The organism is Actinomycetes bacterium, assembly GCA_022599915.1.
In the GTDB taxonomy this organism is placed as follows: Bacteria; Actinomycetota; Actinomycetes; order S36-B12.
Window position 1 is genome coordinate 57,388 of the sequence record JAHZLH010000052.1, and the last position, 24,298, is coordinate 81,685.

General features: G+C 60.5%; 24 protein-coding genes and 3 tRNA genes. 14 read left to right on the forward strand and 13 right to left on the reverse strand.

Going from position 1 to position 24,298, the window contains the following annotated elements; all coding sequences use genetic code 11:
- Positions 1–99: 99 nt before the first annotated feature.
- Entirely contained in the window at positions 100–474 is a 375-nt protein-coding gene (locus tag K0U62_08520) for an FmdB family transcriptional regulator (GenBank protein MCH9801556.1), read from the reverse strand.
- A 110-nt stretch (positions 475–584) separates the two neighbouring features.
- On the opposite strand from K0U62_08520, the gene crcB reads away from it, so the two are divergent.
- The 5 genes from crcB (at position 585) to K0U62_08545 (ending at position 5,100) form a co-directional block, all read left to right on the forward strand.
- A complete protein-coding gene (gene crcB, locus K0U62_08525; protein MCH9801557.1) occupies positions 585–992 on the forward strand; it encodes a fluoride efflux transporter CrcB in 408 nt (135 codons plus the stop codon).
- The gene (locus K0U62_08530; protein ID MCH9801558.1) at positions 989–1,351 is read left to right on the forward strand and encodes a CrcB family protein; all 363 of its coding nucleotides are present in this window, start codon (positions 989–991) and stop codon (positions 1,349–1,351) included. The genes crcB and K0U62_08530 overlap by 4 nt, the downstream gene beginning before the upstream one ends.
- A gap of 113 nt (positions 1,352–1,464) precedes the next feature.
- Entirely contained in the window at positions 1,465–2,682 is a 1,218-nt protein-coding gene (locus K0U62_08535; protein ID MCH9801559.1) for a spermidine/putrescine ABC transporter substrate-binding protein, read from the forward strand.
- Positions 2,683–2,801: 119 nt separating this feature from the next.
- The gene (locus K0U62_08540) at positions 2,802–2,960 is read left to right on the forward strand and encodes a hypothetical protein (protein MCH9801560.1); all 159 of its coding nucleotides are present in this window, start codon (positions 2,802–2,804) and stop codon (positions 2,958–2,960) included.
- A gap of 262 nt (positions 2,961–3,222) precedes the next feature.
- On the forward strand, positions 3,223–5,100 hold the full coding sequence (locus tag K0U62_08545; GenBank protein ID MCH9801561.1) for a fibronectin type III domain-containing protein: 1,878 nt from the start codon (positions 3,223–3,225) through the stop codon (positions 5,098–5,100).
- Positions 5,101–5,235: 135 nt separating this feature from the next.
- Here K0U62_08545 and K0U62_08550 read toward each other — a convergent pair.
- Positions 5,236–5,320 (reverse strand) — tRNA-Ser (locus K0U62_08550).
- 172 nt (positions 5,321–5,492) lie between these two features.
- Between K0U62_08550 and K0U62_08555 the strand changes: the two genes are divergently transcribed.
- Positions 5,493–5,792: a hypothetical protein gene (locus K0U62_08555; protein ID MCH9801562.1), complete on the forward strand. Its 300-nt coding sequence runs from the start codon at positions 5,493–5,495 to the stop codon at positions 5,790–5,792.
- A gap of 635 nt (positions 5,793–6,427) precedes the next feature.
- Here K0U62_08555 and K0U62_08560 read toward each other — a convergent pair.
- The gene (locus K0U62_08560; GenBank protein ID MCH9801563.1) at positions 6,428–7,423 is read right to left on the reverse strand and encodes a zinc-binding dehydrogenase; all 996 of its coding nucleotides are present in this window, start codon (positions 7,421–7,423) and stop codon (positions 6,428–6,430) included.
- Positions 7,424–7,498: 75 nt separating this feature from the next.
- Here K0U62_08560 and K0U62_08565 point away from each other — a divergent pair, with 75 nt between their 5' ends.
- On the forward strand, positions 7,499–8,419 hold the full coding sequence (locus tag K0U62_08565) for a hypothetical protein (protein MCH9801564.1): 921 nt from the start codon (positions 7,499–7,501) through the stop codon (positions 8,417–8,419).
- 766 nt (positions 8,420–9,185) lie between these two features.
- Here K0U62_08565 and K0U62_08570 read toward each other — a convergent pair.
- A tRNA-Arg gene (locus tag K0U62_08570) sits at positions 9,186–9,259 on the reverse strand.
- Positions 9,260–9,289: 30 nt separating this feature from the next.
- Between K0U62_08570 and K0U62_08575 the strand changes: the two genes are divergently transcribed.
- The 5 genes from K0U62_08575 (at position 9,290) to tgt (ending at position 14,586) form a co-directional block, all read left to right on the forward strand.
- Positions 9,290–9,805: a pentapeptide repeat-containing protein gene (locus K0U62_08575; protein MCH9801565.1), complete on the forward strand. Its 516-nt coding sequence runs from the start codon at positions 9,290–9,292 to the stop codon at positions 9,803–9,805.
- Between the two features lie 268 nt (positions 9,806–10,073).
- Complete coding sequence (locus tag K0U62_08580; protein MCH9801566.1) at positions 10,074–11,423, forward strand: endonuclease/exonuclease/phosphatase family protein; 1,350 nt, start codon at positions 10,074–10,076, stop codon at positions 11,421–11,423.
- Between the two features lie 216 nt (positions 11,424–11,639).
- The gene (locus K0U62_08585) at positions 11,640–12,704 is read left to right on the forward strand and encodes an FUSC family protein (protein ID MCH9801567.1); all 1,065 of its coding nucleotides are present in this window, start codon (positions 11,640–11,642) and stop codon (positions 12,702–12,704) included.
- Positions 12,705–12,815: 111 nt separating this feature from the next.
- Positions 12,816–13,313 carry a DUF427 domain-containing protein gene (locus tag K0U62_08590; protein ID MCH9801568.1) on the forward strand — a complete coding sequence of 166 codons (498 nt, stop codon included), beginning with the start codon at positions 12,816–12,818 and terminating at the stop codon, positions 13,311–13,313.
- A 46-nt stretch (positions 13,314–13,359) separates the two neighbouring features.
- Positions 13,360–14,586, forward strand: coding sequence for a tRNA guanosine(34) transglycosylase Tgt (gene tgt, locus K0U62_08595; GenBank protein MCH9801569.1), 1,227 nt, complete (start codon positions 13,360–13,362; stop codon positions 14,584–14,586).
- On the opposite strand, the gene K0U62_08600 is transcribed toward tgt, so the two are convergent.
- Positions 14,562–15,320, reverse strand: a complete 759-nt coding sequence (locus tag K0U62_08600; GenBank protein MCH9801570.1) for a queuosine precursor transporter — start codon at positions 15,318–15,320, stop codon at positions 14,562–14,564. The two genes, tgt and K0U62_08600, sit on opposite strands and share 25 nt — an antisense overlap.
- A gap of 127 nt (positions 15,321–15,447) precedes the next feature.
- Between K0U62_08600 and K0U62_08605 the strand changes: the two genes are divergently transcribed.
- A complete protein-coding gene (locus K0U62_08605) occupies positions 15,448–15,840 on the forward strand; it encodes a nuclear transport factor 2 family protein (GenBank protein ID MCH9801571.1) in 393 nt (130 codons plus the stop codon).
- On the opposite strand, the gene K0U62_08610 is transcribed toward K0U62_08605, so the two are convergent.
- From K0U62_08610 to K0U62_08640, 7 genes are all read right to left on the reverse strand, one after another.
- Positions 15,820–16,320, reverse strand: coding sequence for a GNAT family N-acetyltransferase (locus K0U62_08610; protein MCH9801572.1), 501 nt, complete (start codon positions 16,318–16,320; stop codon positions 15,820–15,822). The genes K0U62_08605 and K0U62_08610 overlap by 21 nt on opposite strands.
- 114 nt (positions 16,321–16,434) lie before the next feature.
- Entirely contained in the window at positions 16,435–17,754 is a 1,320-nt protein-coding gene (locus tag K0U62_08615) for an FAD-dependent oxidoreductase (protein ID MCH9801573.1), read from the reverse strand.
- Positions 17,755–17,787: 33 nt separating this feature from the next.
- Positions 17,788–20,256: an FAD-dependent oxidoreductase gene (locus tag K0U62_08620; protein MCH9801574.1), complete on the reverse strand. Its 2,469-nt coding sequence runs from the start codon at positions 20,254–20,256 to the stop codon at positions 17,788–17,790.
- A gap of 121 nt (positions 20,257–20,377) precedes the next feature.
- Positions 20,378–20,983 carry a DNA-3-methyladenine glycosylase gene (locus K0U62_08625; protein ID MCH9801575.1) on the reverse strand — a complete coding sequence of 202 codons (606 nt, stop codon included), beginning with the start codon at positions 20,981–20,983 and terminating at the stop codon, positions 20,378–20,380.
- Positions 20,984–21,032: 49 nt separating this feature from the next.
- Positions 21,033–21,545: a GNAT family N-acetyltransferase gene (locus tag K0U62_08630; GenBank protein MCH9801576.1), complete on the reverse strand. Its 513-nt coding sequence runs from the start codon at positions 21,543–21,545 to the stop codon at positions 21,033–21,035.
- A 110-nt stretch (positions 21,546–21,655) separates the two neighbouring features.
- Positions 21,656–21,727: transfer RNA gene (locus tag K0U62_08635), tRNA-Arg, on the reverse strand.
- 485 nt (positions 21,728–22,212) lie between these two features.
- Complete coding sequence (locus K0U62_08640; protein ID MCH9801577.1) at positions 22,213–22,452, reverse strand: hypothetical protein; 240 nt, start codon at positions 22,450–22,452, stop codon at positions 22,213–22,215.
- A 65-nt stretch (positions 22,453–22,517) separates the two neighbouring features.
- Between K0U62_08640 and K0U62_08645 the strand changes: the two genes are divergently transcribed.
- Positions 22,518–23,186 carry a hypothetical protein gene (locus K0U62_08645; GenBank protein ID MCH9801578.1) on the forward strand — a complete coding sequence of 223 codons (669 nt, stop codon included), beginning with the start codon at positions 22,518–22,520 and terminating at the stop codon, positions 23,184–23,186.
- A 62-nt stretch (positions 23,187–23,248) separates the two neighbouring features.
- On the opposite strand, the gene K0U62_08650 is transcribed toward K0U62_08645, so the two are convergent.
- Positions 23,249–24,280, reverse strand: a complete 1,032-nt coding sequence (locus K0U62_08650) for an aldose 1-epimerase (GenBank protein ID MCH9801579.1) — start codon at positions 24,278–24,280, stop codon at positions 23,249–23,251.
- Positions 24,281–24,298: the final 18 nt, after the last annotated feature.

A 24,298-nucleotide genomic window follows, 5' to 3' on the forward strand; every position in this document is an offset into this window, starting at 1 on the left:
GAATACGAGCGCTAATCATTGTCCACAGCGGAACCGCCGTGAGCTGGTCAGCGCGCACGAACCCGTGGCAATGACCAGCCCGGTCGCGCCCGGGTGCAACTAGCTGTTCGTGCTTGACCCAGCACTGCCGCTGGATTTGGCCGCCGCTGGTTTTTGGCTTTCGCTCTTGGTTGTGGCCTTGTCGGTCTTCGTGCCGGCGGTGTCACTCGTCGAGCCGGCAGCGTCACTACTGCTGGCTGCCTCTGACTTACTCGCCGAACTCTCGCCGGTTGCCGCTGGTGATTTCTTGTCGGACTCCCGCGAATCATTACGGTAGAAGCCGGAGCCTTTGAAGACCACACCTACGTTGCCGAAGAGTTTGCGCAGCCCCTGCTCACCACAGTGGGGGCAGGCTGTCAGCGTAGGTTCATCGAAGGACTGCACAACTTCAAACTGCTCGCCGCAGTCATTGCAGCGGTAGTCGTACCTAGGCATTGCCGTTACTCCTGAAGCGGTAGGCGGATTCCTCGGGTACCAGAGTGCCAAACAGAAGCCAGATCAGCGAAATCGATCTCACAAAAAGCAGCGGGCGCTAGGGTCGCCTTGTGTCGCAGCCAGGGAGAATTCCACCGCTCCCCATGTGGGGGTTGGTGGCACTAGGTGGCGCTGCGGGGGCATCACTGCGGCATGCCGGCGAACTGATCTTCCCCTGGGAGGGCGCCGGTTGGCCCACCGGAATCTTCATCGCCAACATGCTCGGATCCTTGCTGATGGGGGTGTTTCTTGGTCGGCTTAGCCGGATGGCTCAAGTTCCGGCGTACCTGCCGCCACTGGTCGGCGTGGGCTTCCTGGGCGGCCTGACCACGTTTTCCACCTTCGCAGCGGAACTCGACGAGTTGCTCCGCGGTGGCTTTCCCACCATCGCAGTGGCCTACGCCGTCATCAGCGTCATGGTCGGAATCCTCGCGGTCCGGCTTGGTTGGAATCTCGCTCGCCGAGAGGTCACCGCATGAGTTGGGTTCTCGTCGCCCTCGGCGCGGCTGCGGGCGCGATGGGAAGGTATGCGATCGACCTCATGATGCAACGCTGGTGGATCAGCAACCACCCGAGCCGGGTCGCGGTGGGCATCCTCACTGCCAATATCCTCGGCTCGGCAATCCTGGGAGTGGCTGCTGCGCGGCTCAACGACGATCTCTTGCTCCTCGTCGGCACCGGATTCTGTGGCGCGCTCACGACCTTCAGTTCGTTTGCCGGGCTCACCGAGGAATCCTTCCGGGAAGGATTTCCACGGGCTGCGGTCGCCAATATCGTACTGAATCTCGGCCTGTGCCTAGGAGTCTTGTCATTGACCTTCTCGCTAGCGCAGCCGTAACGATCGGGCCACGCCTTTTCACAAGATCGGAATGAAGCGGCTGATTCTGGCAGACTCATGCCCCAAGACGCATCGTCCGATAGTTTGCAGCATTTGCAGCAGGAGGAAACATCATGGCCGAGAGCAAAAACACCGATCCGAGATTCGATCTGCTTCGTGAGGGCATGTCCCGACGAGGTTTCCTCTCCGCCATGGGAGCCACTGGAGCGGCAGCGGCACTGGCTGCTTGTGGTACCAGTTCCGACAGCAACAGCGGCGAGGATGCCGCACCGGAAGGTGACGGGATGGGGGCCCGCGCCGATGAGGGTGTGGTGGCCTGGGCGAACTGGACCGAGTACCTGGATTACAAGGGCAAGACCAACAGCTACCCCACCTTAGAACGGTTCGAGAAGGTCTCCGGCTACGACGTCGAATACAAAGAAGACATCGACGACAACAACTCGTTCAATGGCAAGGTGGAGCCGCTGCTTCAGAATGGTCAAGACATCGGCTACGACCTAGTGACTCCATCGGACTCCCTGGTCAGCGAGTGGATACGCAAGGGCTACGCGGCCCAGATCGATTACGACAATGTGCCCAACGTCAAGAATCTGCTGCCGGCACTACTGGATGTGAACTGGGATCCCGGCCGCAAGTTCTCACTCACCTGGCAATCTGGCTTCACCGGACTGGCTTGGAACGAAGACAAGGTTCCCGGCGGCCTGAAGTCGGTAGAAGATCTGTGGGATCCCAAACTCAAAGGCAAGGTCGTGGTGTTGTCCGAAATGACCGACACCATGGGCTTGATCATGCTCAGCCAGGGGGTGGACGTCAGCCAGCCCATCACGGAAGAACAGTTCCAGGCAGCGTTGGACGTACTCGAAGAGCAACTGGATTCCGGGCAGATCAAGCAGGTCAAGGGCAACGGCTACCTGCAGGATCTGCGCAACGAGCAGGCCTGGGCGGCGATCGCCTGGAGCGGTGACATCTTCCAACTCAACTACAATCCTAAACTCCCTGGCTACGGTTTTGCCCTACCCGATACCGGCGGCATGCTGTGGTCAGACAACTTGGTGATTCCCACGACTACCCAAAACAAGGTGGGTGCGGAAGCGATCATGGACTACTACTACGACCCGAAGGTCGCCGCAGAAGTAGCCGCTTGGGTGAACTATGTCTGCCCGGTTCAAGGTGCCCAGGAAGAAATGAAGAAGATCGATCAGGAACTAGCGGACAGCGAGTGGATCTTCCCCACCGACGAGTTGCTCGAGCAAGCGTACGTCTTCACTCAGTTGACCCCGCAGGAAGAGACTCAGTACGAGGACGCCTTCGGTCGCGTCACTCAGGGCTAGTACCGCTGCCCGCCAGAATTAGGCGATCGCGGACCCTGTCCGCACCAGGGTGAGAATTGTCATGCCCACTCCCCCGCGCGGCGTCTGCGGTTTGCTCGGTTATGGCGCATAGTTGAGACATGAGACCAGCCTTCGACGACGACCTTGCAACGGTCTCCGAGCGTGGGTCATCTCGCCGGGAGACCGAATCAGTAACCGAGACAACGATGGAGTTTCCTGCCATCGACGCCGGGCAGATTGACGGCTGGTCGCGCGCGGAAGAGATCACCGAGGGATAGACCCACAACGCCAGTCAGCGACGAGTTAGCAGACCTGGCGGGCGTCCTGCGCAGGAGTTGAACCTGCGGGTTGACAATTTGTCAGTTGCTGTCACATACGCAATACCCATTCCTGAACCCCCAGGAAATACAAATGCCCAGGCTCAGTCTTCTTTGGATCCCGTCCCCCGGATGGCGCGAAATGATGGGAATCCCTCACGATGAGGCCTAGCCAGATATTGGTGTCGTTAGGTTTAGACATCAAACAACCACGGAGAAGTCGATGAAGCGCCTAGTCGCCTGTTTCGTGGCCGTACTGGTTGTCACTGGCTTATCCGGAACTACCGCAGGATCGGCCGCTGCTGCTGCGGGTGATCTGGATCCCGGCTTTACCCCACCTGCTCTCAACGGCAGCGTGTACTCAATGGCCTCATTGGATGACGGCGGATACGTTATCGGCGGCGCCTTCACCAATGCTGGTGGCAGCGGTCAGAGTCGGCTGGCGAAGTTGAACGCCGACGGCAGTCTCGACAACAATTTCAATCCGCCAGACTTCGACGACACCATCAAGACGGTAGTGGCTCTCAAGAACGGTCAGTATTTGATCGGCGGCGAGTTCGAGAATGTCGGCACTTCTGGATACCCTCACTTAGTGCGCTTGAACGCCAACGGCGCCATCGACACCAGCTTCACCCCTCCCGCCTTTACCAACGATGTCTATTCAGCCGCAGTGCTCGCTAGCGGCAAATATTTGATCGGCGGGCGCTTCACAGATATTGGTAGCTCAGGCCGCAACGTTGTTGTCAGATTGGAAGAGAACGGCGATCTGGATTCCGCCTTCACCACATCGTTAACGGGAAGGGCCGCCGCAGTCGTGGAGGTTAGTGCCAATCGGTATCTCATCGGCGGGGAATTCACGAACACGAATCCGCGGTTCCGGCTCGCACTGGTGGACTCGAACGGTTCTCCTGCGGCCGGATTCACTCCACCAGATCTCTCCGCCAGAGTGACGTCTATCGCACTGCTCAGCGACGGTAAGTACCTTGTCGGCGGTGACTTCAATGACGCTGGCTGCAGTGGCTGCGACAAAGTCGCGCGGGTGAACGCGGATGGCTCCATCGATACCTCTTTCACCCCACCGGCCCTTGATGAGCGGGTGTATTCAGTCGCCGCCCTCGATGACGGCAAGTACCTCGTCGGTGGTGACTTCGATGACGCTGGCTGCAGTGGCTGCGACAAAGTCGCACGCCTGAACGCGGATGGAAGTAGTGACACTGGCTTCAGTCCTCCCGCCCTCAGCCAGGATGTGTATTCGGTCGCCGCCCTCAGCGATGGTAAGTACCTCATCGGTGGGTTCTTCACCCTCGCTATTGACGGTAAGGAGACTCGCGTGGCGCGACTGCTCTCCGACCCGCCAGGACCTCCCACGTCCGTCACAGTTGCTGCGGGCGATGGGTCGGCAGTTGTCGCTTGGACCGCACCCGCGTCTCCTGGCGGGTCCCCTATTACGAGTTACACCGCAACTGCCGCACCAGGCGGAGCATCGTGCACCAGTACCACCAACTCGTGCACCATCACCGGTCTGACCAATGGCACCAGCTTCACCGTGACGGTGACGGCTACCAACGCTCAGGGAACCTCTGCACCTTCCGTGCCAAGTTCACCCTCCACGCCAAGTTCGCCCTTCACGCCGGCCCAGCCCGCTACCCCAGATCCGGTAACCGACACGGTGCCTGCACCTGTACCTGGACCTGGGCCTGCTCCCACTACTTCCCCCGTTACTGCCCCTGCGCCCGCATTGGGCACTCCTGGCAAGGTGAGGAAACTGCGGAGAGTGGACCTCATCCAAAATGGAGCCACCCTGACCTGGAAACGACCAAAGAATGACGGTGGCACTCCGGTCACGAAGTATCAGTATCGGATCAAAAAGAGCGGCGAAAGCTGGCAGGCCTGGAACGGCAAGCAGACGAAGAAATTGAAAATGTCCCGAACCAACCGGTATTCCACGACCTTTACCAAACTGGTCAGAGATCGGGGGCTCAAGCCCAGTTCGGCTTACACCGTCGAAGTGAGGGCGAAGAACTCTGTCGGACACGGACCAGCGAAACGGTTCAAATTCCGCACGAAAAGTGGAATTCCGGTACTTCCCGGCAACGGCTAGCGACACCACACCCTGAAGCACCCGAAGTGATCACAGGTACTTCGCCGTTTCCTGGTGGTGTGCCGGGACTGGCGTGAGACTCTGCCGCGGGTTCGCTACCGGTACTTCTGCGTGCGGTAACGGTGAGGCGGAGACTGCGCCCCGTGCAGCAATCGAACCTGCGGCCTACCGCTGAGCAGGCGGTAACTGCTGCGCGGTCTACGCACCACATACCAAGCGCCGCGAACCTCGTTTTTGCGCTCAAAAACCTCGTTTTCCGGCGTTTCCACCTAGTCATTTCCGATCACCTAAATCGTGCTGGGACACAGATTGGGGTCGACGAGGCGAGGGCTACATCCCACGCCCTAAACCCTTCTCACCCTGAACCCCCTCCCAAGCGAAAGGACCCCACCGTGAAGTACACACTCGACGATCGTGACGACATCGTCCTCTACGAACCAACGAAGTCGAAGCCCTACTGGCGAATCGCGTACCAAGACACACGTGGGGCCCGGCAGTTCAAAGGCGGCGAAAAGACCGCTGAAGAAGCCGAGATGGTGGCACGCGCCCTCGCCGACGAACTGGACAGCGCTCCCCACATCAAGTACCCGCAACGCACCGTTGCACAGTTGGGCGACTGGTGGCTGGACCCCCAGCGGACAGACCAATGGGGTGACAAAACACGATTGAACAAGAAAGGCCCGCTACCTTGAGGTTCTTCCCAGCCTGTGCGTTATCTTTTGCGTTTCCAGTGCTGACGGCGGACCTCTCCAGAGGTTGTCTGGTAGCCGTGCGGTTTGTTGAGCGAGTGACCCCTCGTTTGACGCACTTTTCTTTTTTTCCGCTTCGACGGGATCTGGAATGAGACGTCATGGGGCCTCACCTCGACTATCTTTTAGGGCCTGTCTCGCCAGAAATTCGAGCTGTCCTCGAGTGACTTCCGCGGTTCGTAACACCCGCCCCAGTTCCTGCATCGCGCAGGAAATAACAACAATCTGATGATTTCACGCTGGATAGAAACGTTGGATGCGTCCAGTGTGCTTGGCCAGTCCGTGACTACTTTCGCGGGGTGTCAGGCCGAGGGCTGCGCTTCAATTCCCGATTCTCTTGTTCAAGTCTGGTGTTGGGCGGATAGGAACCCACGGGGAGGTCTCACTAGGGTCGCAGCCCCATCTAGTCCATAGAGCCCCAAGCGAGACCCTTTCGCTTAGCCGCTTTTGGTCACGCGCTTTCTCGGAACGCGGCCGGGTTCTTTGGGGAGAAGCCTGGCCCAGGTCGGTTAGCCACGGATTAAGGATGAGCGTTGCTGCTCATGAATAGGTATCGCGCCCACCTGCTCCACCGGGGGTCAGGCAGCGGAGACTGAGAGCACGATCTTGCCGACGTGGGCCCTGGCCGTGAAGTCGGCCTGAGCCTGGTGGATCTGCGTGAGTGGATAGGAGCGCGCTACCAATGGCGCGATATCGCCATCCTCGATGCGCCGTACCAGTGCGGTGAACACCCCCTCGTCGATGATCGTGCCGCCGAACAGACTCAGGTCCTTGAGATACAACGTGCGTAGGTCCAGTGACACCTCAGCGCCGGCCACTGCGCCCGACGTTGCGAGGCGGCCTCGGGGACGCAGCGCCTGCAGCAGCATCGGCCATCGTTCGCCGCCGACTAGATCCACGACTACGTCGAAGCGGTCCTGGCCGGGGTCATCGGTACGGTCGAGAACCGAGTCCACCCCCAGCGCCTGCACGGCTGCAGCTTTGCCAGGGCTGCTCACGGCCGTTACTTGAGCCCCCCGGGCCAGGGCCAGCTGGATGACCGCCGAGCCGACCCCACCGGATGCACCCGTGACCAGGAGATCGTCGCCGGTGCCGACGTTCGCCCGGGTGAGCAGGTTCTCCGCGGTCGAGTACGAGCACGGAAAGCTGGCCCACTCCAGGTCGGACAGTGACCGGTGGACGATGTGCGCGTTGGTAGCGGGCACCCGGACCAGCTCGGCGAACCCGCCGTCACATTCTGAGCCCAGATACCAGGGCGGCTGCATGCGAGTGCCATGCACCATGCGCAGCACGGGTTCTACGATCACCCGTTCACCGATGCACTCGGCCGGGACCCCGGGCCCGACCGCTGTGATGCGCCCGCAGACATCGGCTCCCTGGATCCGGGGAAGCGTCACGGCCCCGCTCCAGCCGCCCGAGCCGTACCAGCCGGTCCGGGTGTTGATATCGGTGTTGTTCACCGCTGCGGCAGCCACTGCGATGAGCACGTCGCCGGGCCCCGGCTCGGGATCGGGGACGTCGGTCAGGACGAGATTCCCCGGGCCGCCGAAGCCAACCAGTTGCGCTGCGAGCATGTTAGGGAGTCTGCCAGTTCCACCCCGACACGTGCAGGAGATGACACCGGGCGTCGTCATTGGAAGGCTTCTGCTATGGCTGCCTCGCGTTCCCGGCTGATCGCTCTGCTGGGGCTCGCCAGTATCCTGCTGGCCGGGTGCGGCGCGCTCGATGAGCTCACCTACGATCCAGCCATCACGCCGCAGGAGTGGTGCGAGCAGCAGCCATGTGTGCAAGTCGGCGACGTAGTGGTCAACCAGCCGCTGGGTAGTTTCCTGGTCTTCTTCCTCGCCCTGCTCTGGATTGTGGCGGGAATCTACTTCCTGGTGACCCGGGCGGGGCAGCGGTCCCGGTCCTGGTTCGGTATCGCGTTGATCATTGGCGGTCTGGGCGCCGCTTCGGCTGGGGTGAGCTTCCAGGCCTTCGGCTTCCAGCTCAAGTGCGCAGGCAGGCAGGAGTGCCTGTTCACGAACGGATTCGAGGTCGGTTTCAGCGTTTCTCAGGCGGTCAGTGTGAGCTGCATGCTCATTGCGATCGCCTATGCGGGCACCCGGGCTCCGGCGCGGACCTGGTTCATCGGCTACTCGGTGCTCAATGCGGTGGCGTACCTGGTGGTGGCGGCGCTGGGTGTCCTGCTGCCGAGCAAGTTCTTACTCTCGTTCGAGCTGCTCATACTCTTCGCGGTGCCGGGCATCATCGCGGTCCTTGTCATTGCGATAGTGCGATATCGGCAATCACGCGACCCGTTGTACGCCCGGATCATCTGGGCTGCGTTGCTGCTCGTGGTAGTACAGGTGGCCTACTTCGCCTACTTCGCGTCCGGGCTCACCCAGACTCTGTGGGCCACCGGTACCGGCTTCTACTTCTCCGAGAACGATGTGTTGCACGTCGGTATGATCTTCTGGCTGATCTATGCGGTCGTTGCTCTGGGCGGGCCGTTGCGGGACTACTCCCCGCCATCGGTGGCAGGAGCGGTTGCCGGCTCGGCTGCCGATGAGACGCAGGAATCGACCTAGCCGGTCCCCCGGACCGTTCGCTCCGGTCGGGGGTGAAGGACGGGTGTGCAGGAAGTGAGAGCGTTAACGAAGGACACACCGGGACCCCGATCGCACGGCAGATCGACTTCGACGCCCGATACGGCGCCGGGCTGGGTAGGACGTTGGTGCTGGGCGGCGGTGAACTGAACTTGAGTCGTGGTGGGCCCGAATCCAACGGCGGATTTCGGCTGGCCGGGGAAGGAACAGGGCCGTCAAAGGGCAACTCGGAGCCCTCTCAGGGGCCCTTGCGGAACAACGCCGGGAAAAGTGCCGGCCCCTACACGTTTCGGGGTACCTATTCATGAGCAGCGATGCTCCTCCCTTTAATTGTCGGTGAGGGCAGTGTGGTGGTGAGTGGGCCTCAGCACACGACCGAAACTGCATGAGGCTGAACAAAGGGGAAAGTCACGATCCTCAGGCCCACTCCCTGTCCTTGTCGCCGTGTAAACAATGTTTACGTCTCCGCTTGCCTGGTTTAGGCTGGCGTCCATCTGAGGATCTGGTCGGGTGAACACGACCATTCCAATCAGTGTCACTACCCTCCGCCAGAAGTCACCGCGGCTTCTGTTGATGGCGGTTGCTCATGACTTCACCACAGTCGCCCAGTCGCGAATTGTGGACGGAACGCAAACCGCTAGACGCCGCCAAATTTCTTATAACGATAGGTAGCACCTGGAACACCAGGGACGCCGATAGATAGGGAGAATGAGCACTCCTGCGTGCGGTAACGGTGAGGCGGAGACTGCGCCCCGTGCAGGAATCGAACCTGCGGCCTACCGCTTAGGAGGCGGTCGCTCTATCCGACTGAGCTAACGGGGCCATTGTGGAATTTTTCGCCTGGCTAAGCGCTTGTTCGCCGTTATGCAAGGGCCTCATCGCAGCTGCTGTAGAGAGTTTACCGGCGCGACCCTGGACCGCGCGAAACTGGGCAACGCGAACCTGACCGGCGCGACCCTGGACCGCGCGAAACTGACCGGCGCGAAACTGACCGGCGCGAAACTGGGCAACGCGGATCTGACCAACGCGGACCTGCGGTACGCGAACCTCACCGACGCGAACCTCAAAGGCGCGAACCTGTTCCGCTCGGACCTAGCCCTCGCGACCCTGACCAACGCGAATCTGCGGTACGCGACCCTGACCCGCGCGCGCCTGTACGATGCGAACCTGACCAACGCGGACCTGATCGGCGCGACCCTGCTCGACGCGACCCTGCTCGACGCGACCCTGACCCGCGCGCGCCTGTCCGGCGCTAACCTGACCCGCGCGAACCTGACCGGCGCGAACCTGACCAACGCGGACCTGTCCGGCACAAGACTCTGCAATACGACGATGCCGGACGGCACCATCCGCAGCGACGACTGCTGACCTAGCGACCAGTGGCGGGGTCGGCCTTCGGGTGGGCCCCGCCGTCGCATGTCCGGGTCGCCAGCCGGGGCAGCTGGGCAGACAGCGGACCCAGGTAAGAGCTACCAACAAAGTCCGCCCTGCGGCGGCGCAAATCTAGCGCCAAACCGCTGCCATGGGTGGGAAACTCCTATTCGGGCACGTATGGTGGCAGGAGCGGGTCCGGAACACAATGAGTCCAGACCTCGATCACTGACCGACAGCACCTGGGGAATAACAAGGGGTTCGCGTGCTTCGCAAGACTGGAATCGGCATCGCTCTGGCAATCGGCCTTGCACTGACTACTGTCGCGGCACCGGCCACTGCCGGCTCGTCGCCAAAATCTGGCACGGCGATCAACGGCTACACCATTGAGTTGGGTAACGTAAATAAGATCCGACTTCCTGGCGTCATCGCGCCAACCCAGGGAGAGTGCGGCTACTCCGAGGCCAAGCAGTTCACGGACCGCTTCATTGCAAATGGGTTCACCACCAGCAAACCACCCAAAGGGCAACGCAAAAGAAATGGCGTCAAGCTTCGCTTTGTCGCTAATCCATCCGGCAAGGATTTGGGAAAGCGACTGCTCAAGAAGGGGATGGCTAGTGCGGCCTACGACGCCGACGATGGCTACAAGAAGCACGGCAAGGACAAGAAGTACCGCAAACTGGATAAGAAGACCGTCGGTATCTGCGACCGGGCTCCGAAGCCCAGCAAGAAACAGCGACTCAAAGTGGCGACGTACAACATCTGCAAGTACACCTGCCCCAACTCACCACTTGCTTGGTTCGAGCGTCGGGATGCTGTCTTCCTTACGATGAAGTCAGCGAAGGCTGATGTCCTCGCCGTGCAAGAGGCAACGGACTTCGGCAGTCAACGCATTGACGTCGCGACGGCCATGAACTCCAGTGGCTACACCCTGCTACCGGAGGTCGGCGACTGCGGTGAGAACTGTCTGAACAGCACCGGCATCCTCTTTCGTCGCAGCCGCGCCACGCCACTCGATCTTCCCGATGGCCAACCGGGCTACGGCATGATTTCACCGATGTCGCTCACTGGCCCCGTCAGCTGGGAGGACATCGGGAATCGCGGCTTCAGTTGGGCGCTGCTCAAGCATCTGCCTACCCAGAAGCCCTTCCTCGCGGTATCGGTTCACCTAACTTCCGAGATAAGTACACGCGCGGAAGAAGCACGGCAGACATCGACCAGGGTGATTGCTGACTGGATGAAGGCACGTGCCGCTGAGTGGGGGTACGAAAATTTGCCGCTGATCTTCGCCGGTGACTTGAACTCCTACCAGGCGCGCTACCCGGCAGGCCCACAGCGCATTCTGGCTAACGATGGCTTCGCCGACGGATTCACCGCAGCCGACAAGAAGAATGCGCAATATTCCACTGGCAACTTCTTCAGCAATGGATCGTGGCCCAAGAAACCCACCACGTATAAGGATCCGCCTCGGATCGACTACATCTTTGCCGCCGAACGAATGCGGCCGATCAAGTACGGGGTGTCGCTACGTGTACTCGCCAACGGGGAATTCGATCCGGAGTATCGCGGGTCGGACCACAATTTGGTCTGGTCGGACTGGAACCTGCTGCGCTGAGGTGCCCCGCCGCACCAACATCTCCTTGGCTGCGGCCTGGGCAATGGGGAAAGTGTGGTCTCACCACCCGCGTGCGCCGCGCCCAACGGATAAGGTGGCGATTGCTCAGTCGCGCTGATGATTGTTAGATCCGTGACAGCCACCTCTTAGCAGGTGGCTGATACTCGGATCGCTCCCACCAGCGTGAGTAGTAGTTGAACAGAAAGGGATCGCAACGTGACTGCCGCGGACGCCACCAGCGATAGCACTGGGCAGGAGAGGAAACCGAGTTTCGCCAAGAAGTTCGTTGGTGCCATTGTCATCGTCTTACTACTGCTTACTGTTCCCGCCCTCCTGGGGTATTGGCTGGGGGGTGAATCGGTATCGGCGGCCGCGGGCGCAGCTATCGGTAGTCTGGCCGGCCTGCTCATCACCAGTGCCGCAGGACAGCAAAATATGCTGAAGTTCTTGCCGGCGCTAGCCTTGGCCGCTTTCGCTGGCTACAGCCTCTACGGTTCTGCCTGGTGGGCAGCAGTCTGTATCCTGCTGGGACTCGCCGTGGGCTGGGAGGCCCGTCGTGGCCTCCACATGCCGCTAGCAATCGTCGCAGTGGTCTTCTGCGTAGCACGACCGGGCGTGGACGATTTCAACTCCACTGCCTACATCATTGCGATCGTCCTCGGCGCGATCAACGGCATGCTGCTGGCCCGGAAACTGGGCGCACCGGAACGTATGGCCCCGCCCATTCTCGACGAACGCCGCTCCGGGATTTTCGCCCTACTGGTTGGCGGCACCACCGCAGTGGCGGTACTGCTCATGTCGCTATTGGACAATCCGCAAAGCTACTGGCTGCCCATGACCGTCTTCATCTTGGCCGTTCCCAAACCTGGGGCACAACTCGCCCAACGCGTAGGGCATCGACTGTTGGGCACGGTGGTGGGTGTTGTCCTCGCTGGTCTGGCCATTGCGGCCGGATCGCCCGACGGCCTAGGCCTAATGATCGCATCAATATTGTTGGTGGCTGCTTTTGTCGTTCGCGAACCCAACTGGCTCAATCAGACCCTCGTCTCCGCCGCTGTGGTGCTGGTCATGACTCCGATCTACGGCAGTGCTGTGGGATCCACTCGAGTCGTGCTGACCGCAGTTGCTGGCGGGATCACTCTGCTGGGCTTGGCGCTCTGGTTGTGGTGGGAGAAGCGCCATGCGGACGAATTCGATATCGATGAGGACATCAATGAGGCGCTGGCATCCTTCAGCGAGGCCCCGATTCAACGGGACATCGATCAAGCGAAGTTGAAGTAGCGCGACGGTCGCCAGGGCACGGATGGGCTAGCCCCTGGCTACTGCGGATCTTGCCGCTGGCGGTAGAGCCAGACGAGTTGCAGTACGGCTGAAGTGCCGGACACTAAGGGTGTGCGCAGACCCAAACCGCAACCCCCCAAGCCGGGGCAGGAGTCAGTGTGGGACTACCCCCGCCCGCCTGCTCTGATTTCCAGTGACGAGCTGGTGCGGGTCTGGCTGGATGACGTGCTGGTCGCCGAAACTCGCGCGGCCAAACGAATCTTGGAAACTGCGCACGCGCCGGCTTACTACCTGCCGCGCGATGATGTCCGCATGGACCTTATCGCCGCGAATCCTCGCCGCAGTTGGTGCGAGTTCAAAGGGCAGGCTCATTATGGCGACGTGGATAGCGGCACTCAGCAGGCCCGCGATGCCTGCTGGTGGTACCCGGATCCATCTCCCGGCTATGAATCACTGGCCGGGATGATCTCCTTCTATCCGCAACGGGTGACCCGCTGCGAGGTGGATGGGGAAACTGTCACTCCGTTGGCGGGCAGCTTCTACGGTGACTGGCCCACGTCAAAGATCGCCGGACCCTATAAGGGAGCGCCCGGCACTGAGGGCTGGTAGTCCCCCGCGCCACGATCACCGAGCATCTCGCTGCCATGATGAGGGCATGTTCGAGTTCACGGTTTCCGACCGGCTAACCAGCACCAAGGGCGGTCCGACGTTGGGGCGCGCGGGCTTGATCACCACCCCCCACGGCGATATTCAAACACCTGCATTCATTCCGGTGGGCACCAAAGCCAGCCTCAAGGCGGCCACGCCACAGCAACTCACCGACACCGGGGCGCAAGCGGTACTCGCCAACGCCTACCACCTCTATCTGCAGCCCGGTCCAGACTTGATCGATCAAGCCGGTGGATTGGGCGTCTTCATGGGTTGGGACGGGCCAACGGTTACCGACAGCGGTGGCTTCCAGGTGATGTCGCTGGGGGTGGGATTCAAGAAAGTATTGGCTATGGATGTCACTTCAGTTGCCAATGACGACGTCATCGCCGAGGGCAAGGATCGGTTGGCTCACGTTGATGACGACGGAGTCACGTTCAAGTCTCATCTGGACGGCTCCATGCACCGTTTCACTCCCGAGGTCTCGATGCAGGTGCAACACCAAATCGGGGCGGACATCATTTTCGCTTTCGACGAGTGCACCACTCTGATGAACACTCGGGAATATCAGGAGCGATCGTTACAGCGCACGGCGGCTTGGGCGCGACGCTGCGTTGTTGAGCACCGGCGGCTTACCGAGGAACGTAGCCACCGGCCCTATCAAGCCCTCTTCGGTGTCATCCAGGGAGCGCAGTACGAGGATCTGCGTCGCGAGGCGGCTCGCGATCTAGGGCAGTTGGGCTTCGACGGCTACGGCATCGGTGGCGCGCTAGCGAAGGAACAACTAGGTCAAATTGTTGGCTGGGTGACCAGTGAGTTGTCGGAGAGTCAACCGCGCCACTTGCTGGGGATCGGCGAACCGGACGATTTGTTCACCGCCATCGAAAATGGCGCCGATACTTTCGACTGCGTCACTCCGTCCCGGGTGGCCCGCAACGCCTCGCTGTTTGCTGACACCGGCCGATTCAATATCACCAGCTCACCGAATCGCTGGGACTTTGGCCCAGTGCAAGAAGGCTGCGAGTGTTACACCTGCAAGAACTTCAGCAAGGCCTACCTGCACCACCTGTTCAAGGCCAAGGAGATGCTGGCCTCGACGCTAGCCACGATCCACAATGTGCACTACGTCGTGAAGTTGGTGGACTCCATCCGAGCCAGCATCGCGGACGGAAGTTTCTATGAATTCCGCAATGAGTTTCTCGGTCGGTATTACGACCGGTCAGCGGCCACCTGATTCGGCTGCTCCGATTCGGCGTAACTTGGTTCACCGCGCTTGACGATCCGGACCACCTGGTAGGTGACCGGCAACAGAATGGCTTCCACTGCCGTCTTGTACAAGTAGCCGATGACAACGTAGTTGAGGAACTCTGCCCCAGTGATGATGCCGTAGAACGCGATCGTGCAGAACACCACAGTGTCAGCGAGTTGCCCCACAGCAGTGGAGCCCAAAAGCCGTACCCACAAATAGCGCTCATTGGTACGTTTCTTGATCCATACCAAGACGTAGGCGTTGATTAGCTGTCCCACCAGGTAGGCGCACAAGCTGGCGAGCACAATCCGCGGAACGAAGCCGAGCACGGCCTCAAACGCTTCTTGATTGGGCCAATCGGTTGCGGGCGGAGAGATCTGCACCAGGAAGAAAGTGAGCGCAGCCAGCGCGCCCATGAGGAAACCCAGGAAGATGGCCTTGCGTGCTGCCTTGAAGCCGTAGACCTCCGCCAGCACGTCACCCACGATGTACACCAACGGGAACAGGAAGGCACCGCCATCAGTGATGATCGGAAACTCCCAGGACCCAATCGAGAACGGACCGAACTCGATCAATTTCACCGCACCGATATTGGAGATCAGCAGCAGCGACACGAACACCACCACGATGGTGGTGTAGTTGCCGGTGGGAACCCGCGCGAACCTTGGCGATTGATCAGGCACAGCGGACTGGACAGGAGAAGTTGGGGAAGCACTCATAGCCCCTCTATTGAAACAAGGACCGTTTCCACTCTCGACGTTCGGGTCAGTCACTGTCCCAGGTGAGTGCAGTTACGACTACCCGCTGGGCCCTGATTGACCCTAGGCTGACGTTGTGACTGAAGAGATCGCAGAACCGGACGCGTTAGCCCATTGGCACCGAGTGGTTGCGGCCCGCGACCCATTGTTGTTGGCAGATCTGCTGACCGAAGACGCCACCTTTCACTCTCCGATAGTCCATCGGCCGCAAGAGGGCCGCGACCTCGTCACACTCTATCTGACCGGCGCCATGCACGTTTTGGGTAACGACACTTTTCGCTACGTGCGTGAAGTAGTGGGTGATTCCGATGCGGTGCTGGAGTTTGTCGCTGAGGTGGACGGTGTGCATGTCAACGGCGTGGACATGATCAGTTGGGATCGAGCAAACCGAATCACAGACTTCAAGGTCATGCTGCGGCCGATGCGAGCAATTGAGTTGGTCCGCGACAAGATGGCTGAGCTACTTCAGGCTGCGGAATAACACCAGCGCATCCACCCGTTCCCCTGCCGGCAATCGAAATGCTTGCGGAATCCGGCCAACTTCAGCGAAGCCCATATCTTGCCAGAGCTTCACCGCACGCAGGTTGCTCATCGCCACCAAGTTGTATTGCATCGCCAAGAAACCACGCTCCCGGGCCACCGCTAGCGAATCGCGGCACATCTGCCGGGCAATGCCTTGACCTTCATATGTGGCGGAAGTGATGTAGCCGCAGTTGGCGACATGGCTGCCGGGTCCTTGCTGATTTGCCCGCAGGTAGTAACTCCCCACAACCTGGTCGCCGACAACCGCGACCCGCACCTCATGCGCTGGGGCGCACCACCATTGCTCGATTTCAGATCTGGTCAGCGACGGCGACACCGCATAGGTTTCTCCGGCCTGCACCACCGGTTCGACGATGTCGATGACCGCGGGAATCTCACCTGGTGTTACCGCTCGCACCTGGACTGCCGTCTCACTCATGAACTCTCCCCACCTTGCGCAGGAGGCTATCGAAGATTGTTGCGTGGATCGTGATACTGGAGCGATCGCTGGTCGTACTACCCACTCGCGCCGGGCCAGCCGTTACGACAGCCGCTAGCCACGAGCCAACATCTCCCGGGCTGCCGCGCGGCCGGTCCGCACCGCACCTTCCATGTAGCCACAGACCCATTGGTCGGAACCCACCACCCAAAATGGTGGCTCATGAGTACCGTGCTGCGGTCCGATCGCGGTGAGTTCACCGGGCTGCCAGGCAGTGATATATCCCTGCGTCCATGGATCAACGGCCCAGTCCCGGATAAAGACCTCCGATACTGCGAGTGCCTCCGCCCCGTAAGCCCGCGCCAACTCATCACGCAGCATTCCCTCGCGTAGGTGCCGGGGAGCGGCGAAGTACGGGCCCAATCGATTGACCGGGACGAGGGCAGACAAGATGCCGTCATTCTGAACCCATGTCCCGCCCAACAAGGTGTCTTCGAAGTAGCCGGTGCCGTTCTGACCGTTGCGTTCCCAAAAAGAGTCGGGATAGACCGGTACGTACTTGGCTGCCGATGCGTGCTGGTGACGACGTAGTGCGTCCAACCGCTCGCTACTTACGCCACTGATCTGGATATCCCGCACTGGTCCAGCAGGTAGCGCGCAGACAACGTCGGTACCCGTCAGGATTTCACCAGTTGCCAGCATGACCGTCACGCCAGCCGCGGACACATCAATCGTGACAACTTGACTGGAGTACCGGATCCGATAGTCCAATTCTGCGGCCATCCGCAGCGCCACTGTGGCTGACCCTTCGGCCACTTTGGCCTTCTCCCAAGCGTCGTAGTTGTAGAACCCGGTAGCACCGGCCACTGCTTCCTTACGCAGATCGGCGAGTAACGAGCGTCGTTCAACTGAATCCTCCGCTAATCCGAGTGATCGCAGTTCCAGCGCCCGAACGACATTGGTGGTGGCACCCTGGGAACGCAGCCAGTCACCGACCGAGATCCGATCCAGCGCGATCGCATCTGGATGGCTCCACGGGTCATCGGGATCAACAGTTTGCGTGAGGGCGGCGAAGTCCGCCTCCACCCGCTGGTAGCAGCGACGATCGTCATCGGAGAGCCACGGCATGTCGTCGCCGAGAGTTACCCCCTCCTTGGTGAGCCAGGTATCCACGCCGGGAATATCGGTGAAACTTGGAACAATGGTCAGACCTAACTCCGCCACTAACTCCCGATAGGCAGTGTGGAAGTCACCAATTACCTCACCACCCAGTTGAACCAGCCGACCATCAGCAGTACTGGTCTGTTCAACTCGCCCACCCGCTCGAGCGCGCGCCTCGACGACAACGACATCTACACCGCCATTCATCAGATCGCGAGCAGCGCTCAGGCCAGCCAACCCGGCACCGACAACGACCACATCGTGCGCGGTCATCTCACCCCATCCTTTCCACGGATCACCTAACGCCTAACTGTGAACCCGCTCGTTACCGGGATCGTAAAAGGGTTTCGCTGACACTTCAGCGGAAAGCAGTCGCCCTCTACTCACCACCGCGAAGTCACCAGCAAGATCCAGTCCTCGCTCGATGCGAGCGATGCCTACCGCCCGGCCGAGCGTATGACCATATCCACCACTGGTGATCCGACCGACCGGTCGACCGTCATGGGTGACGACCTCATCGTGAAACAGCATCGGATCGGAATCTGTCAGGGCGACGTACGCGGTGCGCTGCGACAGGGTCGTGCGATCGATGGCAGCAACCGCTTCCTCCCCGACGAAACTGACGTCCTTGCCGAGCGAGACAGTGAAGCCGAGCCCCGCGGTGTAGGGATCATCCGGCGGCCCGATGTCGTGGCCTAGGTGGCGATAGCCCTTTTCCAATCGCAGTGAATCCAGTGCGAAGTACCCGACCATCCGTGCGTCTAATGACTGACCCGCCCGCCACATCGCATCGAGTACGTTGACCGCAATATCGGAATCAAGATAGATCTCGTAGCCGAGTTCACCGGTGAAACTGACTCGTAATGCGAAGCCATAACCGTCGCCGACTTCCACCTGTCGACCGCTGTAGTAGGGCTGGACGTCATCGGACCAGTCGTTCGGTGACACCAACGACAGCAGTTCTCGGCTGCGGGGGCCAACGACTGCGATTGTCGCCAAAGATGAGGTGGCATCGAAAACCGAAGCCGCCAGTCCCTGTGCGCGGCGGCGCAATAGCCACAGTGATTTGTGCCGGCTGAACGATGGCGCAATCACTAGGAAGCGCTCTTCACCTAGGCGGGTCACCGTGCCATCAAGTTCGATCCCGCCAGCTTGGTTCAGAAACAGCGTGTAGGCACCGCGGCCAATCGGAAGGTCGATATCCGCAGTTGTTGCCCGCTGACAGGCAACCAGTGCATCTGGTCCTGCCACTTCGTACTTGGCGAACGGACTGAGGTCAAGCAGGCCGACTCCTGAACGAGCCGCGTGATGCTCCGTCGCGACGTAGTCAAACCAGCCGGGTCGCTCGAAACTATAGGCCTCGGCCAGCGCGATATCGCCGTACCAATTCGCTCGCTCTTGCCCATTGAGTTCACCGAAGACCGCACCTAAGTCGGCGAGTCGGTGATGCAGTGGTGTCCGGCGAAGATTGCGCGCGGTCACCGACTGGTAGTTCGGCCAGTGCATGGCATAAAGCCGGCCCAAACTTTCCCGAGTCCGTTCGTGCAGGTAGCGCCGGTTGCTTTGTTGCGGTGAAAACCGCTGCACGTCCACCGCTGCGGAATCGAACTGTGGCGCACCACCGTGGATCCAGGCTGCCAGTTCTTTGCCGACGCCGGGTGCATAGATGATGCCCTGCGAGTTCATCCCGGCTGCTACGAACAGTCCGGCAACTTCAGCGGTTTCACCCATCAAAAAGTTTGTGTCCGGTGTGAAACTCTCCGGCGCGTTGATGAATCGGTCGTAGTCAGTGCCCAGTAGCGCCGGTACCGCTCGTTCTGCTTGGACACGGATCGGCGCGAAGTGTTCCCAGTTGGGCGGGAACTGCGCGAAGCCGTCGCTGGGAATCTCCGCTACCGGTCGCGGCAGTCCAAGTGGTTCGAAGGCCCCCACCAATAATCGATCGGCTTCCGAGCGGATGTAATAACTGTTGTCCATGTCCCGCAGGACTGGTAGCCCTTTCAGATCGGGCTGCAACGGGCCTGACCGAACGTGCACGTGTTCGGCGGCATACAACGGCACCGGGACCCCGACTCCTGCCGCCAGATCCCGAGTCCACAGGCCGCAGGCCAAAACCACCGTGTCAGCCGCAACGTCACCGCGAGAGGTGGCCACTCCAGTAACACGACCTGCCGATGTTTTGATTTCGGTAACGGCAACTCTTTCCCGTACCACTACACCCAACTCGGCTGCGCACTTCGCCAATGCGATGCTGGCATGGCCCGGGTTGACGTAGCCATCTCCCGGGAAGTACAGCCCCGCCAGCAGCCCGGCAGTGGCAGCAAGCGGCCACAGTCGTTGAATTTCATCAAGCTCAACCAACTCCGCCGCTACTCCAGCGGCGTTCGCAACATCACAGCCGTACTCCAACTCAGGTACCCGGTCAGGCTGTCGGGCAACACTCAAGGAGCCGCAGGTAGTAAGGGAAACGTCGATCCCTGATCGCTCAGCCAGACCCTGGTAGAAGGAACGACCGTAGTGACTGATTTCGGTGAGGGCGGTTGTCGCCCGCGCCCCAGCCACTAGTCCAGCGGCATGCCAGGTGGTGCCATTGGTCAGTACCCCTTGCTCTAGCAGGAGAACGTCGGAGCTCCCTGTCGCTGCGAGATGGTAGGCAATGCTGGAGCCGATAATCCCACCGCCCACAACGACTACAGTCGCGCGCTCGGGCAACGGGTCAAGCGCCGTGTCGGTGAAGATCGCGGCGCTGAGCGATGAATCTGCCAGGCGGTCCATACGACTTCGACGCTACTCCGCAGCCAGCCGATTCGCAGTCGCACAGCGGAGCAGAGCCATTCGGATAACTATTCACTGCCCCAATCGATAGTCACATCCCGGGCGATACCGACCCGGGGCCTTATGAGAGTTTTTTTCCAGCGCGATACCGAGTGACCTCCTCGGCGCCAGTTATCCAAAACCGCCACGGCTGGTCTACTGCCTTGCTGATTCCCACGCGAGGCCCCAAGGTAACCTCTGCTACCGGTGCAGCCGGTAATTGCAGCAATCCGTTAGTCAGCAAGTCCATGCCAGCGTCAGCCACCGAATAGCCAACGGCTTCTCCTAGTCGGCCCGGGCCACTAGCCAGTTGCTTGGCCGCGAGGTGCGGCCGACTACGTCTAGCTTCTTCCCGGTTTGCCATGACCTGTCCGGCTCGCAGCAGCACACCGCCCGCCGCTCCCGCCTCGTGGGCGACCACATTCAGACACACGTGAATTCCATAGGACCGATAGGCATACAGCGAGCCCACCGGTCCAAACATAGCCTCATTGCGGGGAGTCGGGCCGCGGTAAGCATGCGAGGCCGGGTCCTCACCGACACTCCCGTAGGCTTCGACCTCAACAATCCGCACAATCACCCCATCAGTGCCGTGCAGTTGAGCACCCAACAAACGTCGAGCCGCAATCTGCGGAGACTGCGCCAATGCGGCTCTGGCTTGCTGAAGCGTTAGAACGGTCATGGCCATACTGGATCAGAGTCGCTGCAAGGACTGACGCTGATCAGCGTGCCTACGATCATCGATCGCTGCCACCGAGCGTGGCGAGTGCAGGTCCGGTCAGGCGCTGCACAGTCCACTCGTCCATACCCACTGCACCGATGGCGCGATAAAAGCCGATGGCGGACGCATTCCAGTCGAGTACCGACCACTCCAGTCGGGCATAGCCTGCGGCGACACACCGTCGAGCCAGTCCGGCGATCAGCGCCTTACCGATTCCTTCACCGCGTGCGGCAGGCCGCACGTACAGGTCTTCGAGATAGATACCGTGGGTTCCTTCCCATGTGGAAAAAGATAGAAACCACAGCGCCATGCCCAGCAGTTGATCGGGCTGATCCGATGAGACCGCGACGTCGCAATAGATGGCGGGAGAGCCGTGAGGTGTGGCATCACCCACGAACAAGTCTCGATGAAGATCCGCGGCAGTAGTTTTCACGGCATCCGGCTCACGTTCATAGATCGCGAGTTCGTGAATCATGGCCATTACCTCAGCCACATCGTTGGGTTCGACCGTTCGAATCTGCCAATCCATCACGTTCTCAGCCTAGTACCGTCGCCGCCCCATTGAGCCAGTCAGACTGGTGACGCAGTAAGCAGTGCGGGCTGCCGCCGCTACTTAGAGGTGATCTTTACCGAAAAATGCGCCCCCGGCAGGATTCGAACCTGCGCGCATGGCTCCGGAGGCCACCGCTCTATCCCCTGAGCTACGGGGGCCAGGGTGACTTTTAGATTACCAGTCCGACGCCGGCCACCGACCCCCGCTAGTCCCGGCTGAACGCTACCGCCGTAGCAACTCCCGCCAGACAGGCGACAGCGACAACAGTTGCGGTCCGCCACGTCGGCAGGGCTCCTTGGTGTGTGCTCGAATCCATCACAGCGCCACTGCTCGCATGCGACATTGTCGAGCCGATCGAGCAGGAGGACAGCATTGATCCGACCGAGAGTGCGGAGCCAATGGAACAAAGCGAACCAACGGAACCTACCGAGCCGATGCTTAACATCGATCCAGTGGATCCAATCGACAACAACGATCCGGTCGATCCCAGACTCCACTGGGAATCCCGTCCTACGCTTCTCACCACTCGCTCTCCTTCAATCAATCGTGCAACCCTGATTCTGCCGACAACTCCGACACCTGACCACGTGGGCACAGAATTCCCGGCAGCGGCTCCACGATTTTCGCTCGCTGGTCGCTAGGCTCAATACCGGACTTCAAACGGGAGGCCACATGTCCATGCCACCACCGCCAAGCGACGGGGATTCAGCTCCGGAGGATCTGCCACCACCGTCTGGGCCACCCACGGGATCACCGGCACCGCAGCAACTACCCGCCGATCTGCCAGCAGCACCCCCGCCTGCCGGCCCGCCGGCTGGATCTCCTGCTCCACCTCCCCCTGATGGTCCGCCAACTGGTACACCCGTTCCCTCCGAGCAGCCACCTACCGACCTACCTGCACCACCGTCACCGAGTAGTCCACCCGCTGAGGTGCCGCCCACGATCGCCATGCCACCCACCGTGGCTCTCGGCGCCAACCCCACGACTACTAATCCGCCAGATTTGCCGCCACCACATAGCCCACCGCTGCCGAGCGCTGCCACGTCTTATGATCCCGAGCTGGAGCAAAAACTGGACGAGGCTGCCGAGTCCAATCGCAATCAGCTGACCGGCTTCAAGATCGCCACCGTTGCCCTATCTGTGCTGACAGTAATTCTGGTGATCTTCGCAGTAACACTGAACAACCGCTATCAGTCGTTGGTGGAAGAGACCCAGAACGAGATCACCACCCTCCAACAACAGGTCGAAGCGCTGCAGGTCGCTGCAGGTGGCGTGTTGGCGACCGACGCCCAACAAATTGCCAAATTGCAGGAAGAGTTGAAGGCACTCAAGAGTCAGCTAAAGGGCACCGAAAAGGACCTCAACCAGCAGGCCCAAGAGATCACCCAGGACCGCAAAGAGTATGAGGAACTCCAGGAAAAGGCCGACAAACGTGCGGCCAGTGATGCTCAAAAACTCAAGGCCGCCGACGCTCGCGCCGATCTCGCCTCGCAGTGTGCCGTTATCGCCTACCAAGGTCTGATTGAAATCTACGAGAACTTCACCACTGAAACCCTGACTGAGGTCGCTCAAATCCTGCGGCGAACAGGGGCCGAGTGCAGCAGCATCTTGAAGTAGCGAAGTGACACTGAGTCCGGTGCCTGGTCCGTGACGCACGGGCTCGTAGTTAGCCCGCAGCCCTAGCGAGGGTAGGCGTCAAGTTCCACGATGCCTCGCCAGCTGTCGCCCGGCTGTAGAACTCGCCAACCGACATCTTTGCTCGTCGCAGCAAGATGCACCGCATCTGTCGGACAGGTGTAAGGCTCGATCGCAAAGGATTGCCGATTGGCTGGTGTAAAGACAACCAGCTCCCGAAAATTCTCATCGCACCGAATCGACAACTGCGCGGCCGAACCAGTCATGATTGCTCGTCGTTTCAGACCGTCGGCATCGGGCACGAAGTGCCGAAGCCCAGTGAGTACATCATCGAGAACGCGAGCACCAAGGACGGTCTCGCTGCGCAGATCGGTGTCCCCCGAAACTGGGCGGGTTTCACCGGTGGGAATGGAGTCCTGCAAGACCCAATACCGGTCTGCCCGACATTCCACGAGGAGTTCGTTAACGGAATTATTTCCCAGCGAAGTGAAGTAGGGGTGATACCCCAGGCCAAAGGGGGCAGCCGTCTCCCCGACATTGCTCACCAGGGCCGCGATACGAAGGGCGCGATCTGTCAAGGTGAACGTGATTCGGAGTTCCAAGTCTCCTGGCCACTCCGCCGCACGATCGGGTGCATCCCGACTGATTCTGAAAGTGGCTGCCACGCTGTTGTCATCAACCGCCGTGTAGTCACGCCACGGCGCTTTGGCGCAGAAGCCGTGAATCGCATTCGGATCCCCCTCGTGGGCTGGTTGCAGGTGATACTCCCGTCCTTCAAATTCGTACGCTGCTCCCGCAATCCGATTGGGGAAGGGGAACAGAATCGGGATACCACTGCGAGTGCCACTACCTCCGGAGAGCACATCTGGCTCGGCATGGACGATCGGAACCAGTTTGTCGCCTTGCGGTACCCACCACTCCACCAAGTTGAAGCCGACCTCGGGATAGAAAGTGGCCCGAGCGCCTCCTGGACTAGTGATCTGTACGAGCGGACTAGGGGGGTCCATGACGATGGGATTTCCCGATGGATCACGAACTTCCAACCCACGACCAGTGGGATCAATTTCGACCGGCATAACCGGACTCTAGGCAAC